We start from the raw sequence: 16,431 nt of genomic DNA on the forward strand, positions 1-16,431 counted from the left end.
AGTAAAATGTTAGTCGATGTACTTCATCGCCACCCTTGACGTCAGGCGCGTGATAAGTTCGTAAGCACTTACTTTCGTGATTTCCGCGATGTGCTCAACGGGTAAACCTTCTCCCCACATCACCACATCGTCGCCTGGCTTATCCTCGGCTTCAGGCCCCAGATCGACACAAATCATGTCCATAGCCACGCGGCCAACAATCTTCACCTCGCGACCGTTGACCAGAACCGGCGTACCCGACGGTGCGGCACGCGGATATCCGTCACCATAGCCCATCGCCACCACGCCAAGACGGGTATCACGCTCGCTGGACCAGGTACCGCCATAGCCCACCGGCTCACCCGCTTTATGGTCACGCACGGCAATCAGGTTAGAGACCAGCGACATGACCGGCTGGAAGCCAAAGTCCGGCCCCCAGGGTTTGTTCTCCAGCGGCGACACGCCGTAGAGAATGATGCCCGGTCGCGCCCAGTCGAAATGCGACTGCGGCCACAGCAGAATACCGCCCGATGCCGCAATCGAACGCATCCCCGGTTTGCCTTCGCAAAAGGTATTAAAGATATCCAGCTGCCGCTCGGTCGCACCGCACTCGGGCTCATCGGCGCGGGCGAAGTGGCTAACGATATTCACCGGTTGGCGCACGTTTTTGCACCGGCATAAGCGCTGATAAAACGCTTCCGCACTCTCCGGACGCACGCCGAGACGGTGCATGCCCGTGTCGAGCTTCATCCATACGGTCACCGGCTCGCTCAGCTCGGCGGTTTCGAGTGCGGCGAGCTGTTCTTCATTATGCACTGCCGTGTGAAGATGCTGGTCAGCGATGGTCGGCAAATCTGTGGCTTCGAAAAAGCCTTCGAGGAGCAGAATGGGTTGAGTAATGCCGCCCGCGCGCAGGCGGAGGGCTTCTTCAAGACGGGCGACGCCAAAGGCGTCGGCATCGGGGAGCGTTCGCGCGGTCTCCAGAAGACCGTGTCCGTAAGCGTTCGCTTTCACGACTGCAACGAGCTTGCTGGCGGGTGCCAGTTCACGCAGACGTTGCAGGTTGTGTCGCAGAGCGCGGCGGTTAATAACAACAGTTGCCGCTTGCATTTGAATTCCTTAGAAATTACTCATCATCATATTGAGGACCGGCATAGTTGTCGAACCGCGACCACTGTCCGTTAAAGGTCAGACGCACCGTCCCGATCGGGCCGTTACGTTGTTTACCAATAATAATTTCGGCGATCCCTTTCAGGTCGCTGTTCTCGTGATAAACCTCATCACGGTAGATGAACATGATTAAGTCGGCATCCTGCTCGATGGAGCCGGACTCACGCAGGTCAGAGTTGACCGGGCGCTTGTCGGCACGTTGTTCCAGGGAGCGGTTAAGCTGCGACAGCGCAACGACCGGAACGTGCAGCTCTTTGGCTAACGCCTTGAGCGAGCGGGAAATCTCCGCAATTTCCAGCGTACGGTTGTCGGAGAGCGACGGGACGCGCATCAGCTGTAAGTAGTCGATCATGATAAGACCGATGCCGCCGTGTTCACGGGCGATACGGCGCGCGCGGGAACGAACCTCCGTCGGCGTCAGGCCGGAGGAGTCATCGATATAGATGTTACGTTTTTCCAGCAGAATGCCCATGGTGCCGGAGATGCGCGCCCAGTCTTCATCATCGAGCTGGCCGGTACGAATGCGGGTCTGATCCACACGCGACAGCGACGCCAGAGAACGCATCATAATCTGTTCGGAGGGCATCTCAAGACTGAAGATAAGCACTGGCTTATCCTGCAACATCGCCGCGTTTTCGACGAGGTTCATCGCAAATGTGGTTTTACCCATCGACGGACGCGCGGCAACGATGATCAAATCCGACGGCTGCAGGCCGGCAGTTTTCTTGTTCAAATCGTCATAGCCGGTGTTCACGCCGGTGACGCCATCGTGCGGCTGCTGGAACAGCTGTTCGATACGAGCCACGGTGGCGTCGAGGACATCGGCGATGTTTTTTGGGCCTTCGTCTTTATTGGCGCGGCTTTCGGCAATTTTAAAGACGCGGGACTCAGCGAGGTCGAGCAGGTCTTCGCTGGTACGCCCCTGCGGATCAAAACCGGCTTCGGCGATCTCGTTCGCCACCGAGATCATCTCGCGAACGACGGCACGTTCGCGCACGATATCGGCATAAGCGCTGATGTTCGCCGCACTAGGCGTGTTTTTTGACAGTTCCGCCAGATAGGCAAACCCGCCGCAGCTGTCGAGCTGTCCAAGACGCTCCAGCGATTCCGCGAGCGTGATCAGGTCGATTGGGCTGCCCGACTCCTGCAGACGCGCCATTTCGGTAAAGATGTGGCGGTGCGGACGGGTGTAGAAATCTTCCGCCACGACGCGCTCGGCGACGTCGTCCCAGCGCTCGTTATCCAGCATTAAACCGCCCAACACCGACTGTTCCGCTTCAATCGAGTGCGGCGGGACTTTTAACCCTGCGACCTGGAAATCACGCTCGCGAGGTTCAGTCTGTTTGTTGAAGGGTTTGTTTCCTGCCATAGTGAATGGAGTTACCGAGATAAAGAGTGGGTCGAAAGATTACCATATTTTTCTTACGGAGGGAGCATGGCAACGCGCATTGAATTCCAGAAACACGGTGGGCCAGACGTACTGAAAGCGGTGGAGTTCACCCCTGCCGCGCCTGGCGAAAACGAAGTGCAGGTTGAAAACAAAGCCATCGGCATTAACTACATCGACACCTATATTCGCGGCGGTCTCTACCCGCCTCCGTCAATGCCGAGCGGCCTGGGCACTGAGGCAGCCGGTGTCGTCGTCAAAGTGGGCAGCGCGGTCAAGCATATTAAAGAGGGCGACCGCGTGGTGTACGCGCAGTCTGCGCTGGGCGCTTACAGCTCCGTCCACAACGTTCCGGCGGATAAAGCCGCCCTGCTGCCTAACGCCATCTCCTTTGAGCAGGCGGCAGCCTCGTTCCTGAAAGGTCTGACGGTTTACTACCTGCTACGCAAAACCTATGAAATTAAACCCGACGAGCAGTTCCTGTTTCATGCCGCAGCGGGTGGCGTCGGGCTCATCGCCTGTCAGTGGGCAAAAGCACTGGGCGCGAAGCTGATCGGCACCGTCGGAAATGCACAAAAAGCGCAGCGCGCGCTGCAGGCGGGCGCCTGGCAGGTGATTAATTACCGCGAGGAGAGCATTGTTGAGCGGCTGAAGGAGATCACCAGCGGCAAAAAAGTGCGCGTGGTGTATGACTCGGTGGGGAAAGACACGTGGGAAGCGTCGCTGGACTGCCTGCAGCGTCGTGGTCTGATGGTCAGCTTCGGCAATGCGTCAGGCGCGGTGACCGGCGTTAACCTGGGCATTCTGAACCAGAAAGGGTCTCTGTACGTGACGCGCCCTTCTTTGCAGGGTTACATCACCAACCGGGAAGAACTTGAGGAAGCCAGCAACGAGCTGTTCTCGCTGATCGCCAGCGGCGTCATCAAAGTGGATGTGGCAGAGGCGCAGAAATTCGCGCTGACCGATGCGCAGCGCGCGCATGAGGTGCTGGAGAGCCGGGCGACGCAGGGGTCGAGCTTGTTGATTCCCTGAGCCCCAAAAAGAAATTGGGCTTCCCGTGGGAAGCCCTTTCTTTTTTTAGTTCGGCTGTATGTAGGGTACAGCTCGATGAATTCTTTAGCGGCAGTCATAGTGACAGATTCGATAAGTAAATCCTATTCTGTTCTAAGCCATGCCGCCGGAAAAGTTACAAGTATGTGACGAACCCCTCAATACCTTAGTAACGGAAGCGGTTATTGCGCTGATAACTGGGCACTTTTGGCGCTTTAATCGCCCGAATCACCCACACGACCGCAATGGCCAGCAGTAGCCACGGCAACAGCTTGATCGTCAGGGCAAACAATCCACCAATAAACATGACCACCGTCGCCACCACGATAGCCGCCAGAATGCCGAGCAGCGAAACGCCTGTCGCTAACAGCATGACAAAAAAACCAATCACAAAAAGTAGTTCCAGCATGGTGCTCTCCCACGAGTTCCCGAGTAATGCAGTAGGCATTACAAGAATCATGCCAGTATTAACCTGTTGTTATTAAAGCAAAACGCCCCGCGAACGTTCGCAGGGCGTGGTGAATTTGACGAACTTTTAGCGAAAGTTATCGCTTGTCTGCCACCAGTCGCAGCGCATGTTCCAGCACCTCGATATCTGCACCGGCTTTATGCGCATTCTCGCTCAGGTAGCGACGCCACTGACGCGCGCCAGGAATACCCTGGAACAGGCCAAGCATATGGCGGGTGATATGGCCGAGATACGTGCCATTGCTCAGCTCGCGCTCAATGTAAGGGTACATCGCACGCACGACGGCAACCGGATCGGTGTCCGCGCCTTCGATGCCAAAGATTTCGCGATCGACCGTCGCCAGAATGCCCGGGTTCTGATACGCCTCGCGCCCGACCATCACGCCATCCATATGTTCCAGATGGGCTTTAGCCTCTTCCAGCGACTTGATGCCGCCGTTAATGGACATCGTCAGGTGCGGGAAGTCACGCTTCAGCTGATACACGCGCGGATAGTCCAGCGGCGGGATCTCACGGTTCTCTTTCGGGCTGAGGCCGGAGAGCCAGGCTTTTCGCGCGTGGATGATGAACATCTCGCACTCGCCTTTCCCGGATACCGTATTGATGAAGTCGCACAGGAATTCGTAGCTGTCCTGGTCGTCAATGCCGATACGGGTTTTGACCGTGACCGGAATGGAGACCACATCGCGCATCGCCTTGATACAGTCCGCTACCAGCTGCGCGTTCCCCATCAAACATGCGCCAAACATGCCGTTTTGCACGCGGTCGGACGGGCAGCCAACGTTAAGGTTGATCTCGTCGTAGCCGCGCGCTTCTGCCAGCTTTGCGCACTGCGCCAGCGCAGCCGGATCGCTGCCGCCCAGCTGCAGGGCAACCGGATGCTCTTCTTCGCTGTAGGCCAGATAGTCGCCCTTCCCGTGAATGATTGCGCCCGTGGTCACCATTTCGGTGTACAACAGCGTATGGCGGGAGAGCTGGCGCAGGAAATAGCGGCAGTGTCTGTCCGTCCAGTCGAGCATCGGCGCAATGGAGAAACGGTGTGCAGGGAAAGCGGTCTGTAATTCTGACGACATGGCGAAGTTTTAAGCATCTGGTGGAAAAGGGGCGCTACTATAGCACAAAGAAAAGCCGGAGGCGCAGCGCCTCCGGTGGACTTTAGAACGTCATACTCAGCTGAGCCCCTGCGCCCCAGGTTTCGTCTTCACCGTACAGACCCATCAGGTCTACATGAACGGTGCTGAACGGCGCGAAACCGACACCTCCGGTAAAGACATTGCTGTCGTTACCCTTCACGTCCGCGCGATAACCCGCACGCACCGCCAGCCAGCTGAGCGGCGTAACCTCGGCACCGACACCCACATACTGCGACGTATCTTCGCTCTTGAAGCCTTTGGTTTCCGTCAAATCGCCATCGGCGGTCAGCGTCACCAGATCGTTGTGCCAGGCGGCGCCGGCGGTCACCAGCGGACGGATCTGGTAGGTATCTTTATAGCTCACCACTTCTCCCGTACGGCCGTTGCGGATACGGATATCTTTGGTGTCGATATCGCGCGACATCAGGTTTTGTCCGCTCACGCCTACCGTCCAGTGTTCGCCGAAATCAGCCGCAATACCGGCATCGACGTTAAAGCCCGTGTCGTCCGTACGGTAGCGGCTGTCGTTCCACTTGTTACTGTCGTAATCGTAGATTGAGGTGGTGTAGTTATAGACCCAGGTTTTTTGCAGCTTTGGCGTAACCCCTACGGAAACCGGGACGCCGCCGAGGTCAAACTGACGGGCAACGGCAACACCATAGTCGGACACAATCGCCGCCCGGCCAGACGCCGTTGAGTTGAGATTTTTAGTGATCTGATCCGTGCCGTTCAGCGCAGCGTCCAGGGCAACACCGGCAGCCACCACTTTGCTTTGTTGAATACCGCGCAGATAATCAATATCTTGCTGATCGATAGACGAGCTCACCCGGCCATGGGCATAGCCTTTCGCCATAAAGGCCACGGAAAGCACATCGTTAGGGATACTCACGGCAAGCCCTGCACCTGCTGTCGCGCGTGCGGTTTTACCCTTGAGATAGTCCAGCTCATCGGCCAGATCTTTGGCCGCGCCCTGGAACTGATTAATGGAACCTAACGGATTGGTGATAATGTCTCCTGGCGTGAGGTCGTCAACCACATCCTTATAGTGATTGATTTTGTCGTTGATGGTATCTATCTCGTCTTGAAGATTGTCCTCATCCGTCACCTGTACGCCAACGGACGGCAAAATGACCGTCACATCATCGTCCGGTTTTGCCTTTGCCAGCAACGCGGGGTTGATTAACGCCCCGCTACCATAGCTCCCGGAGGCAACGCCAGTGCCACCCATTGCGTCACTCCGTGATTCTGTCCAGGTATTGGCTGCTCCCGCCTGATTTGCCATAAACAAGGAAACAGCGATACTCACCACCGAAAATTTAAAATTTTTTTTCACAGTATGCCCGTTATAGTCTGTTATGAAATAACCCCTGTCTGTTATCACCCAAACAGGAACGAACTATTGCTGTGAATAAGTAGTAAAAGACCCGCTATTTCTTTCCCTAAGTAAAACTCCCTTACGGCCTGTTATATTTTGTGACGGCCCTCAATATTTATAGAAGAGGAAATTATTTTTTCCCAGGTTTTCCATCATGCGGTCCAAAAAACTGGGGTGGGTGGTCAACCCAGCGATCCTCTCGGGTAGCGGCATACACCGGATTGAGGGGATAGTAGATGCGATTGTGCTTCTTGTTGGCCTCGCCTACGACCAGCAACCGCACCTCTTCCTCCGTGTTGTTAATAAAGGTGTGGCAGATACCGGTTCCGGCAGGAAACCCCACGCTGTCGCCCGGTTCAAGTTTCCATAAATAGCCATTAATCCACGCGTCTGGATAACCTTCAATCACGTAAATGAACTCTTCTTCATCGCTTTCAGCATGCGGATAGGACGTTCTGCGCCCGGGCGGTAAACGCTCATGATGGATGCCAATGCGTCCAAGCCCGAGCTTGCGAGCCAGCGGGGCGCCTATAGAAAAAAGCTCATCGCTATCTGGATAGGTCGAATCATCCGCGCCTTCTACGTCGCGCCAGTGCCGAATACAGTCAGGTTTTTTCATTGTTTATTTCCCGGTTTGTAATGGGTCAGGTATAGCACAGACTGGCGGATCTCGGTGTTTTTACCAGAACATGATAAAGTGGGGGTTTTCCGTCCTATAACATCCGGGGTGCTACATGGATAAGTCCACAAAAGAGCTGTTAGCGCAGGCCGAAAAGCTGTGCGCGCAACGCAATGTGCGCCTGACTCCGCAGCGCCTTGAAGTATTACGTCTGATGAGCCTGCAGCAGGGTGCTATCAGCGCCTACGATCTGCTCGACCTGCTCCGCGAAAGCGAGCCGCAGGCGAAGCCACCGACGGTGTATCGCGCCCTGGATTTCCTGCTTGAACAAGGGTTCGTGCATAAGGTTGAATCCACCAACAGCTATGTGCTGTGCCATCTGTTCGATCAGCCCACCCACACGTCGGCGATGTTTATCTGTGACCGCTGCGGCGTGGTGAAAGAAGAGGCTGCGGAAGGCGTGGAAGATATTATGCATACGCTGGCGGCGAAAATGGGTTTTGCCCTGCGTCATAATGTGATTGAAGCGCACGGGCTGTGCTCTGCCTGCGTGGAAGTGGAAGCCTGTCGCCATCAGGACGCTTGCCAGCACGACCACTCAATTCTTGTGAAGAAAAAGCCGCGTTAACGGCAAAAGAAAAGGCGGCTTAGAGCCGCCCTATGGGTTATTCAGCGTTACCAGCGGTAGTCGTTACGGGTTTCCCAGTCTTTGACTTCGTTTTCCGCCTGATCTTTCGCATAGCCGTAACGTTCCTGAATTTTACCGACAAGCTGATCGCGTTTACCTTCAATGACGGTCATATCGTCATCGGTCAGCTTACCCCACTTTTCTTTCGCTTTACCTTTGAACTGCTTCCAGTTGCCGCCGATTTCGTCTTTATTCATCATCGTGTCCTCTTAGTTAAGCGTCGGGTCGTAACGTCCGTTACGTTCTTTTCTGCTGGACGTGATAATTATTGTAGTTAAGGATTCGGCAGTTGATTTCATATTCGGAATCTTTAACCGTCACGATATATCGTGACGTGAAGAGAACCAGGTATTGTTTTGCCAGTGGCGGTGCCAGATAAAAGCCAGCGATATCCCTCGCAGCGAGAGGAAAACGGCCAGGGCCAGCCACAAACCGTGATTACCCAGCCAGGGAAGCGTCAGCAGCGTCAGGCCAAACCCTGCCGCCGCGACCGCCATGCTGTTGCGCATTTCCGCTCCGCGCGTCGCACCAATAAACATGCCGTCCAGCAGATAACACCAGACGCCGACTACCGGTAAGATGACTTGCCAGATGAGATAGTGACTCGCCAGTTCGCGCAGCGCAGGGATAGACGTCAGCAATGCCACGATCTGCTCACCCAGGCAGGCGTAGACCAGGCCGAACGCCAGCGCCACCAGTCCCGACTGACGGCAGGCTGCCCGCCATACGTCCCGAAGCTGCCCGCTTTCGCGCGCACCGTACGCCTGCCCGGAATGCGCTTCTACCGCATAGGCAAAACCGTCCAGCGCGTAGGCGGTAAAGGTCAGTAGCGTCATCAATACCGCGTTGACCGCAACGATTTCTGGCCCCAGTCGAGCCCCGAATACCGTCAGCGCGCCGAAGCAGAGCTGAAGCAGCAGCGAGCGCAGCATGATGTCACGATTAAGTGCCAGCAGCTTACGGATATTGCCGCGCCATGCGGTTTTGAGCAGCGCCAGGGAGATGCCGCGCATCGCGAGCACGCGCCAGACCATCCACAGGCCAATAATAAAGGTTCCGTACTCGGCAATCACCGTCGCCAGCGCCGCGCCCTGCACGTTCATATGCAGGCCCATTACCAGCCAGACATCCAGCACAATGTTGATAAGGTTGCCTACCACCAGCAGAATGACCGGCGCACGGGCGTACTGAACGCCCAGTAGCCACCCCAGCAGAACCAGGTTTGCCAGCGAGGCGGGCGCGCTGAGCCAGCGGATTTCAAGGAAACGTCGCGCCTGCGCCAGTACCGCCTCGCTGCCGCCAACAACGTGGAGCGCAAGGTCGATAAGAGGCGCACGTAATAAAACGATTAACGCCCCCGCGCCAAACGCAAGGATCAGCGGCTGCACCAGCGCGCGCGCCAGACGCAGCGGATCTTTTGCGCCATAAGCCTGTGCCGTAAGCCCGGTGGTGCTCATACGCAAAAAGAGCAGCAGCATAAACAGGAAGCTGGTTGCCGTCGCGCCAATCGCCACGCCGCCAAGATAAACAGGCGAATCAAGGTGACCAATAACGGCAGTATCGACCAGACCCAGCAAGGGCACGGTAATATTGGAGAAAATCATCGGCAGAGCAAGACGCCACAATGCCTTATCGGATGCCGTCAGCAGTGACATGAAAAATACCGGGAGTCGAGAATGAAGCAGGCTACAGCGGCGCCATAGCCTGTCAGGAAGAGGTTACAGCCATTCGCCGTTGCGAATGACCCCAACCGCCAGTCCTTCGATAGAGAAGTTGTGTTCGCGGAGATCGACCACAATCGGGGAGAACTCGTTGTTTTCAGGCAGTAGCTGAACGGTGTTCCCCTGTTTTTTCAGACGCTTGACGGTGACTTCATCATCAATGCGCACGACAACCACCTGGCCGTTACGCACATCCTGCGTTTTGTGCACCGCAAGCAGATCGCCGTCAAGAATACCGATGTCTTTCATCGACATACCGCTGACGCGCAGCAGGAAATCAGCGCTCGGTTTGAACATGGCCGGATCGACCTGGTAGTGGCCTTCAATATGCTGCTGTGCCAGTAAAGGCTCACCGGCAGCAACACGCCCCACCAGCGGAATGCCCGTCTCTTCTTCCACCAGCAGGCGGATACCACGTGACGCGCCTGAAACAATCTCAATCACGCCCTTACGCGCCAGCGCTTTGAGGTGTTCTTCGGCAGCATTCGGAGAACGGAAGCCCAGACGCTGCGCGATTTCCGCACGCGTGGGTGGCATACCCGTCTGGCCGATATGATCCCGGATGAGATCAAACACCTCTTGCTGCCTGGTCGTTAACGCTTTCATTCCGCCCCCTGGGTGTATATACAGTTATGCTGTGAGTATATACAGTCAAAGGCGATTTTGGAACCAAAAACTGCACAAAAAACCAGGGACTTAATTATTCCTCGAGGCTCATCGGAAATGTGACCAAAGCAGCGTGACCCAGGTGATAACAGCAGTGATAATCGCCAGCAACACGGCAGCAGAGCCCATGTCTTTTGCGCGGCCAGAAAGCTCGTGGAAATCTGAACCAATGCGATCAACAACGGCTTCAATAGCGCTATTAAGAATTTCCACTATCATCACCAGAAGCACGGAACCGATAAGAAGTACGCGGGTAATAGCATCAACATCAAGGAAACAGGCGATGATCACCGCGATGATAGCGGCGACGCCCTCCTGGCGAAAGGCGGCTTCGTTGATCCACGCGGCACGGAACCCTTTCCATGAATAGCCGGCGGCTTTGATGATACGCGTTAACCCAGTGGTATTATTGGCCATTAAAAGAACCTTTTATGAAAAAAAGCGTCAGTAACAGGAACTGTAGCGCGTTTCGCTACAGCCTGAAGTATGACGGGTAACAACAGAAATTTTGCGCGCTTTCTGTTATCCTTGCGCCGCAATTGCATTATTAACCAGAGGCTTTACATCGTTTATGTCCGGCTGGCCACGAATTTACTACAAATTACTTAATTTACCATTAAGCATCCTGGTAAAAAGCAAGTCTATCCCAGCAGAACCCGCGCTGGAATTGGGGCTCGATACGTCGCGTCCTATTATGTACGTTTTGCCTTATAACTCGAAGGCAGACTTACTGACGCTTCGCGCCCAGTGTCTGGCGCATGACTTACCTGACCCGCTTGAACCGCTTGAAGTTGACGGCACTTTACTGCCGCGCTACGTGTTCATTCACGGTGGACCGCGCGTGTTTACCTACTACACGCCAAAAGAAGAGTCCATCAAGCTGTTCCATGACTATCTCGACCTGCACCGCAGCAACCCCGATCTGGATGTGCAGATGGTGCCGGTATCGGTGATGTTTGGTCGTCGCCCGGGCCGTGAAAAAGGTGAAGAGAACCCGCCGCTGCGCATGCTTAACGGCATCCAGAAGTTCTTCGCGGTCTCCTGGCTGGGACGCGACAGCTTTGTGCGTTTCTCCCCTTCCGTTTCGCTGCGTCGAATGGCGGACGAGCACGGCACCGACAAGATCATCGCGCAAAAACTGGCGCGCGTGGCGCGTATGCACTTCGCCCGCCAGCGCCTGGCTGCCGTAGGGCCGCGTCTCCCGGCACGTCAGGATCTGTTCAACAAGCTGCTGGCCTCCAAAGCGATCGCCCGCGCCGTTGAAGACGAAGCGCGCAGCAAGAAAATATCGCATGAGAAAGCCCAGCAGAACGCCATTGCGCTGATGGAAGAGATTGCAGCGAACTTCTCTTACGAGATGATCCGCCTGTCCGATCGTATTCTCGGCTTTACCTGGAACCGTCTCTACCAGGGCATCAACGTTCATAACGCCGAGCGCGTACGCCAGCTGGCGCATGACGGCCATGAGATTGTCTATGTTCCCTGCCACCGCAGCCACATGGACTACCTGCTTCTTTCCTATGTGCTCTATCACCAGGGGCTGGTACCGCCGCACATTGCTGCCGGTATCAACCTGAATTTCTGGCCAGCAGGCCCGATTTTCCGCCGCCTGGGCGCCTTCTTTATCCGTCGTACCTTCAAGGGCAACAAGCTCTACTCCACCGTGTTCCGCGAGTATCTGGGCGAGCTGTTCAGCCGCGGCTATTCTGTGGAGTACTTCGTCGAAGGCGGTCGTTCCCGTACCGGACGCCTGCTCGATCCGAAGACCGGCACGCTGTCGATGACCATTCAGGCGATGCTGCGCGGAGGAACCCGTCCAATCACGCTGGTGCCAATCTACATTGGCTATGAGCACGTGATGGAAGTGGGCACGTACGCCAAAGAGCTGCGCGGTGCGACCAAAGAGAAAGAGAGCCTGCCGCAGATGCTGCGCGGCTTAAGCAAGCTACGCAATCTCGGTCAGGGCTATGTGAACTTTGGCGAGCCGATGCCGCTGATGACGTACCTGAACCATCACGTTCCCGAGTGGCGCGAATCCATCGATCCTATCGAAGCGATTCGTCCAGCCTGGCTGACGCCAACGGTTAACGGCATCGCGTCCGAGCTGATGGTGCGCATTAACAACGCCGGTGCGGCTAACGCCATGAACCTGTGCTGTACGGCGCTTCTGGCTTCGCGTCAGCGCTCGCTGACCCGCGAACAGCTCACGGAGCAGCTGGATTGCTATCTGGACATGATGCGCAACGTGCCGTATTCCGTTGATTCAACTGTGCCTTCTGCTACCGCCAGTGAGCTTATCGATCACGCGTTGCAGATGAACAAGTTTGAAGTCGAAAAGGACACGATCGGCGACATCATCATTCTGCCGCGCGAGCAGGCAGTTCTGATGACGTACTACCGCAACAACATCACCCATATGCTGATGCTGCCGTCGCTCATGGCGGCCATCATCACCCAGCATCGCCGTATCTCGCGTCAGGAACTCTTGCGTCACGTTGATACGCTCTACCCGATGCTGAAAGCGGAGCTGTTCCTGCGCTGGAGCAAAGATGAGCTGGCGGGCGAACTGGATAAACTGACGGAAGAGCTGCGTCGTCAGGGGCTGATCACCGTCTCAAACGACGAGCTGCACATCAATCCGTCACGCTCCCGCACCCTGCAACTGCTGGCGGCCGGCGCGCGCGAAACGCTGCAGCGCTACGCCATAACGTTCTGGCTGCTGAGTGCGAACCCGTCTATCAACCGCGGTACGCTGGAGAAAGAGAGCCGGACGCTGGCACAGCGCCTGTCCGTTCTGCACGGCATTAACGCCCCTGAATTCTTCGACAAAGCGGTCTTCAGCTCTCTGGTGCTGACGCTGCGTGACGAAGGCTTCATTAGCGATACGGGCGATGCCGAGCCGGAAGAGACGCTGAAGGTGTACCAGATGCTGGCAGAGCTGATCACTTCGGACGTGCGTTTAACGATTGAGAGCGCCACGCAGGGCGAGTGATGTGAAAAAGCCGGGTGGTGGCTTCACCTGACCCGGCCTGGCGTTCTGCATAATATAAAGGCCCGGTAAGCGTTAACGCTACCGGGCCTTATTTTTGAGCCTTGTTAAATCACCGCATTCAGCTCAGCAGCGTAAAGGCAATCATCCCGACAATCGCACCCGTCGTGCCGAGGATGGTTTCCATCAGCGTCCAGGTTTTCAGGGTTTGCGCTTCGGTGGCGCCGGTAAATTTACCGAACAGCCAGAAGCCTGCGTCGTTAACGTGAGAGACCACAATCGAACCGCCCGCGATACAGATAGACAGCGCGGCCATCTGCGCACCGGAGTAGTTCAGCTGTTCAATCACCGGCATCACCAGACCCACGGCGGTTAAACACGCCACGGTTGCGGAACCCTGGATGATACGCACCGCCGCGGCCAGTACGAAGCAGGTTACCGCAATCGGCAGGCCCATCCCGGTCAGCGCTTCGCCCAGAGCCGGACCCACGCCGGAATCCACCAGCACCTGCTTGAACACGCCACCGGCACCGATCACCAGCAGGATAATACCCGCAGGCTGCAGCGCGGCACCGCAGATCTCCATCACCCGGTCTTTTGGCATCCCCTGACGCATCGCCAGGCCGTAAATCGCCACCAGACAGGCCACCAGAATCGCCGTGAACGGGTGGCCGATGAACTCAAACCATTCATAGGCGCTGGAGCCCACCGGCACAAAGCGCGCGGCAATGGTTTTCAGACCCACGAGAACCAGCGGGAGCAGGATCAGCGACAGGCTGAAGCCGAAGGACGGCATTTTGCCCTCACCCAGGTGCGGCTCGGTGACGTCATCCGGAATGTGCAGCTCAACGTAACGGCTGATGAAGTTGCCCCACAGCGGACCGGCAATAATCATCCCCGGAATTGCCGCGCACAGGCCGATCAGGATCATCCAGCCAAAGTCAGCGTGCATCTGGGACGCCAGCAGCATCGGCGCAGGCCCCGGCAGCAGAAACGCTGCGGCCGCCGCCACGCCCGCAAACAGCGGAATAACCAGCTTCACGAGGTTAGTGCCGGTATGGCGCGCCATGGAGAACGCGACGCTTATCAGCAGCACAACGGCCACTTCGAAGAACAGCGGCAGCGCGCAAATCAGGCCAGCCAGGCCAATCGCGTAGTGCGCGCGGCTGTGGCCGAAGGATTTCAGCATCTTGACGGCAATCTGGTCGACTGCGCCCGTCTCGTGCAAAATCTTGCCAAACATCGCACCAAGGGCCACCACAATCGCCAGGAAGCCCAACGTACCGCCCATCCCTTTTTCCATCGTCGCGGCGATCTTGTCGAGCGGCATACCGGAAAAGAGACCTGCACCTATAGAAACCACCATCAAAGCAACAAAAGCGTGCATACGCGCCTTCATCACTAAAAACAGCAGCAGCAACACGGAACCCACTGCTGTCAAAACTAGCGTTAATGTACTCAAAACTTACTGCCTTTTATTAATGACCTCGATGGTGCTGGCAACAACACCTTCCAGTGACTGATCGATATCAACCACTAAGACGTCTTTCTCATCTTCACCCGGCTCCTGCAGCGCTTCGAACTGCGTCACCAGCATCTGGGTTTTAAAGAAGTGACCCTTACGCGCCTTCAGACGGCTTTCAATCACCTCGAAATCCCCTTTCAGGTAGATGAAAGAGAGGTTCGGGTTGCCGTCGCGCAGCAGGTCGCGATAGGTTTTTTTCAGCGCAGAGCAGACGATCAGGGAGACTTTGTTAGTGCGCTGCATAGCGAACGCGGCGTCATTCAGCGCCTGCAACCACGGTTTGCGGTCGTCGTCGTTCAGCGGCTCGCCGGAGGCCATTTTCATGATGTTGCTGCGCGGATGGAGGAAGTCGCCATCAAGGAACGCAGCCTGGAGTTGATGCGCCACTTCACTGGCTACGGCTGATTTCCCGCTACCGGAAACGCCCATCAGGACGTAGACGTGGTGATCGTGATTAGTCGTGCTCAAAGGGTGTCCCTCAGTCAATTGTTACGGGTAACAGTTATCGGTAACATTGTCCTGCTGGGGCAAAAGAGAAGCAATATCCAAACGTGCGCGAAGTGAATAAGTGTGAGCTACTTCAAATTTGTGAGTTCAAATAGATCCACCCGGTGACAAGGTGAAACCTAAATCTAACATTTTCGGGGTAACCGTCTCGCCACGAATGCGCGCCAGCAGGCGTTCTGCGCCAATGCGGCCCATACGTTCACGCGGGGTCAGGACGCTCGCCAGACGCGGCTCCATCACCTGGCCGATGTCGTGGCCGTGGAAACCGGCAATCGCCATATCGTCGGGGATCTTAAGCCCCAGACGCTGGCACTCAAACGCCGCGCCGACCGCAAGGTCATCGTTGGTGCAGAAAATACCGTCCAGTTGTGGATACTCGCGTCGTGCCTGACGCATCAGCTCAATACCCGACGTATAGGAAGAGGACTGCTCCACCATCACGCTGTAGGGGGTTAAGTTCGCGTCGAGCATCGCCTGCTCGTATCCCTTCTGTTTGATGATAGTACGTTCATCAAGACGCGCACCCAGATAGGCGATATGACGATGCCCACGGGCGATGATGGCCGCCGTCATCTGGCGCGCCGCTTCGAAGTTATCGAACCCAACGGCGATGTCGAGGCACGGCGACTGGCTGTCCATCAGCTCCACCACCGGGATACCGGCCACTTCGATCATTTTGAGCGTGCGGGCAGTGTGGGTACGTTCGGTTAAAATCAGGCCGTCAATGTTCCAGGAAAGCATCGATTCAAGACGTTCCTCTTCCAGTTCCGGCTTGTACCCGTAGTGGGCGAGCATGGTCTGATAGCCAAAAGCATCGGTGACGCTTTCGATTCCTCGTAATACTTCGGCGAAAACCTGGTTGGTCAGGGAAGGAAGCAGGACGCCCACCGCACGGCTTGTCGCATTGGAGAGAATATCGGGTGCGCGGTTGGGGATATAACCCAGTTCATCAAGGGCAGCGGCAATCTTGCCACGTAACGCCACGGAAACCTGCTCCGGGTTACGTAAAAAACGGCTGACCGTCATTTTGGTCACACCGACGCGATCGGCGACATCCTGAAGTACGGGGCGTTTCTTTTTCATCGTCCTGAGAAATCTTGAAGTGAGAGATTTGCTCAGTTTATCACGGACAAAGCTCAACCTTCCCCGTTTAA

The 16,431-nt window shown here is 56.2% G+C and carries 16 protein-coding genes; 3 read left to right on the top strand and 13 right to left on the bottom strand.

Features of this window, described 5'->3' with window-relative positions; all coding sequences use genetic code 11:
• Window positions 1-9: 9 nt before the first annotated feature.
• Window positions 10-1,089 carry an alanine racemase gene (gene alr / locus NQ230_RS21635; protein WP_257259097.1) on the bottom strand — a complete coding sequence of 360 codons (1,080 nt, stop codon included), beginning with the start codon at window positions 1,087-1,089 and terminating at the stop codon, window positions 10-12.
• Window positions 1,090-1,105: 16 nt separating this feature from the next.
• On the bottom strand, window positions 1,106-2,518 hold the full coding sequence (dnaB, locus tag NQ230_RS21640) for a replicative DNA helicase (protein WP_023310046.1): 1,413 nt from the start codon (window positions 2,516-2,518) through the stop codon (window positions 1,106-1,108).
• A gap of 66 nt (window positions 2,519-2,584) precedes the next feature.
• Between dnaB and NQ230_RS21645 the strand changes: the two genes are divergently transcribed.
• Window positions 2,585-3,568, top strand: a complete 984-nt coding sequence (locus NQ230_RS21645; protein ID WP_121932734.1) for a quinone oxidoreductase — start codon at window positions 2,585-2,587, stop codon at window positions 3,566-3,568.
• Window positions 3,569-3,752: 184 nt separating this feature from the next.
• Here the strand turns inward: NQ230_RS21645 and pspG are convergent, their stop codons facing one another.
• From pspG to NQ230_RS21665, 4 genes are all read right to left on the bottom strand, one after another.
• Window positions 3,753-3,995, bottom strand: a complete 243-nt coding sequence (gene pspG / locus NQ230_RS21650; RefSeq protein ID WP_023310044.1) for an envelope stress response protein PspG — start codon at window positions 3,993-3,995, stop codon at window positions 3,753-3,755.
• A 136-nt stretch (window positions 3,996-4,131) separates the two neighbouring features.
• On the bottom strand, window positions 4,132-5,127 hold the full coding sequence (gene dusA, locus NQ230_RS21655; RefSeq protein ID WP_032623124.1) for a tRNA dihydrouridine(20/20a) synthase DusA: 996 nt from the start codon (window positions 5,125-5,127) through the stop codon (window positions 4,132-4,134).
• An 82-nt stretch (window positions 5,128-5,209) separates the two neighbouring features.
• Entirely contained in the window at window positions 5,210-6,520 is a 1,311-nt protein-coding gene (locus NQ230_RS21660; RefSeq protein ID WP_032662606.1) for a conjugal transfer protein TraF, read from the bottom strand.
• 172 nt (window positions 6,521-6,692) lie between these two features.
• Window positions 6,693-7,181 (bottom strand): cupin domain-containing protein, encoded by a 489-nt coding sequence (locus tag NQ230_RS21665; protein WP_121426231.1) that lies wholly within the window; start codon window positions 7,179-7,181, stop codon window positions 6,693-6,695.
• Window positions 7,182-7,296: 115 nt separating this feature from the next.
• Here NQ230_RS21665 and zur point away from each other — a divergent pair, with 115 nt between their 5' ends.
• Window positions 7,297-7,809, top strand: coding sequence for a zinc uptake transcriptional repressor Zur (gene zur, locus NQ230_RS21670; RefSeq protein WP_008503369.1), 513 nt, complete (start codon window positions 7,297-7,299; stop codon window positions 7,807-7,809).
• Between the two features lie 47 nt (window positions 7,810-7,856).
• Here the strand turns inward: zur and NQ230_RS21675 are convergent, their stop codons facing one another.
• From NQ230_RS21675 to NQ230_RS21690, 4 genes are all read right to left on the bottom strand, one after another.
• Window positions 7,857-8,066 carry a CsbD family protein gene (locus NQ230_RS21675; RefSeq protein ID WP_024906712.1) on the bottom strand — a complete coding sequence of 70 codons (210 nt, stop codon included), beginning with the start codon at window positions 8,064-8,066 and terminating at the stop codon, window positions 7,857-7,859.
• Window positions 8,067-8,186: 120 nt separating this feature from the next.
• Entirely contained in the window at window positions 8,187-9,524 is a 1,338-nt protein-coding gene (dinF, locus tag NQ230_RS21680; protein WP_257259098.1) for an MATE family efflux transporter DinF, read from the bottom strand.
• Window positions 9,525-9,587: 63 nt separating this feature from the next.
• Window positions 9,588-10,196: a transcriptional repressor LexA gene (lexA, locus tag NQ230_RS21685; protein ID WP_257259099.1), complete on the bottom strand. Its 609-nt coding sequence runs from the start codon at window positions 10,194-10,196 to the stop codon at window positions 9,588-9,590.
• Between the two features lie 108 nt (window positions 10,197-10,304).
• On the bottom strand, window positions 10,305-10,673 hold the full coding sequence (locus NQ230_RS21690) for a diacylglycerol kinase (RefSeq protein WP_023334158.1): 369 nt from the start codon (window positions 10,671-10,673) through the stop codon (window positions 10,305-10,307).
• A gap of 154 nt (window positions 10,674-10,827) precedes the next feature.
• On the opposite strand from NQ230_RS21690, the gene plsB reads away from it, so the two are divergent.
• Window positions 10,828-13,248: a glycerol-3-phosphate 1-O-acyltransferase PlsB gene (plsB, locus tag NQ230_RS21695; protein ID WP_063144995.1), complete on the top strand. Its 2,421-nt coding sequence runs from the start codon at window positions 10,828-10,830 to the stop codon at window positions 13,246-13,248.
• A 118-nt stretch (window positions 13,249-13,366) separates the two neighbouring features.
• Here plsB and gntU read toward each other — a convergent pair whose 3' ends face one another.
• The 3 genes from gntU to gntR all read right to left on the bottom strand — a co-directional run bounded on the left by gntU (window position 13,367) and on the right by gntR (window position 16,360).
• Window positions 13,367-14,707 (bottom strand): gluconate transporter, encoded by a 1,341-nt coding sequence (gene gntU / locus NQ230_RS21700; RefSeq protein WP_023310036.1) that lies wholly within the window; start codon window positions 14,705-14,707, stop codon window positions 13,367-13,369.
• A 3-nt stretch (window positions 14,708-14,710) separates the two neighbouring features.
• Window positions 14,711-15,238 carry a gluconokinase gene (gntK, locus tag NQ230_RS21705; protein WP_008503362.1) on the bottom strand — a complete coding sequence of 176 codons (528 nt, stop codon included), beginning with the start codon at window positions 15,236-15,238 and terminating at the stop codon, window positions 14,711-14,713.
• A gap of 126 nt (window positions 15,239-15,364) precedes the next feature.
• Window positions 15,365-16,360, bottom strand: coding sequence for a gluconate operon transcriptional repressor GntR (gene gntR, locus NQ230_RS21710; RefSeq protein ID WP_021242747.1), 996 nt, complete (start codon window positions 16,358-16,360; stop codon window positions 15,365-15,367).
• Between the last annotated feature and the right edge of the window lie 71 nt (window positions 16,361-16,431).

This window comes from Enterobacter asburiae (genome assembly GCF_024599655.1).
GTDB lineage: Bacteria > Pseudomonadota > Gammaproteobacteria > Enterobacterales > Enterobacteriaceae > Enterobacter > Enterobacter asburiae_D.

Excerpts from the sequence above, each read along its gene's own strand:
- alr (WP_257259097.1), bottom strand. The coding sequence starts at position 1,089 with ATGCAAGCGGCAACTGTTGTTATTAACCGCCGCGCTCTGCGACACAAC.
- dnaB (WP_023310046.1), bottom strand. The coding sequence starts at position 2,518 with ATGGCAGGAAACAAACCCTTCAACAAACAGACTGAACCTCGCGAGCGT.
- NQ230_RS21645 (WP_121932734.1), top strand. The coding sequence starts at position 2,585 with ATGGCAACGCGCATTGAATTCCAGAAACACGGTGGGCCAGACGTACTG.
- pspG (WP_023310044.1), bottom strand. The coding sequence starts at position 3,995 with ATGCTGGAACTACTTTTTGTGATTGGTTTTTTTGTCATGCTGTTAGCG.
- dusA (WP_032623124.1), bottom strand. The coding sequence starts at position 5,127 with ATGTCGTCAGAATTACAGACCGCTTTCCCTGCACACCGTTTCTCCATT.
- NQ230_RS21665 (WP_121426231.1), bottom strand. The coding sequence starts at position 7,181 with ATGAAAAAACCTGACTGTATTCGGCACTGGCGCGACGTAGAAGGCGCG.
- zur (WP_008503369.1), top strand. The coding sequence starts at position 7,297 with ATGGATAAGTCCACAAAAGAGCTGTTAGCGCAGGCCGAAAAGCTGTGC.
- NQ230_RS21675 (WP_024906712.1), bottom strand. The coding sequence starts at position 8,066 with ATGAATAAAGACGAAATCGGCGGCAACTGGAAGCAGTTCAAAGGTAAA.
- dinF (WP_257259098.1), bottom strand. The coding sequence starts at position 9,524 with ATGTCACTGCTGACGGCATCCGATAAGGCATTGTGGCGTCTTGCTCTG.
- lexA (WP_257259099.1), bottom strand. The coding sequence starts at position 10,196 with ATGAAAGCGTTAACGACCAGGCAGCAAGAGGTGTTTGATCTCATCCGG.
- NQ230_RS21690 (WP_023334158.1), bottom strand. The coding sequence starts at position 10,673 with ATGGCCAATAATACCACTGGGTTAACGCGTATCATCAAAGCCGCCGGC.
- plsB (WP_063144995.1), top strand. The coding sequence starts at position 10,828 with ATGTCCGGCTGGCCACGAATTTACTACAAATTACTTAATTTACCATTA.
- gntR (WP_021242747.1), bottom strand. The coding sequence starts at position 16,360 with ATGAAAAAGAAACGCCCCGTACTTCAGGATGTCGCCGATCGCGTCGGT.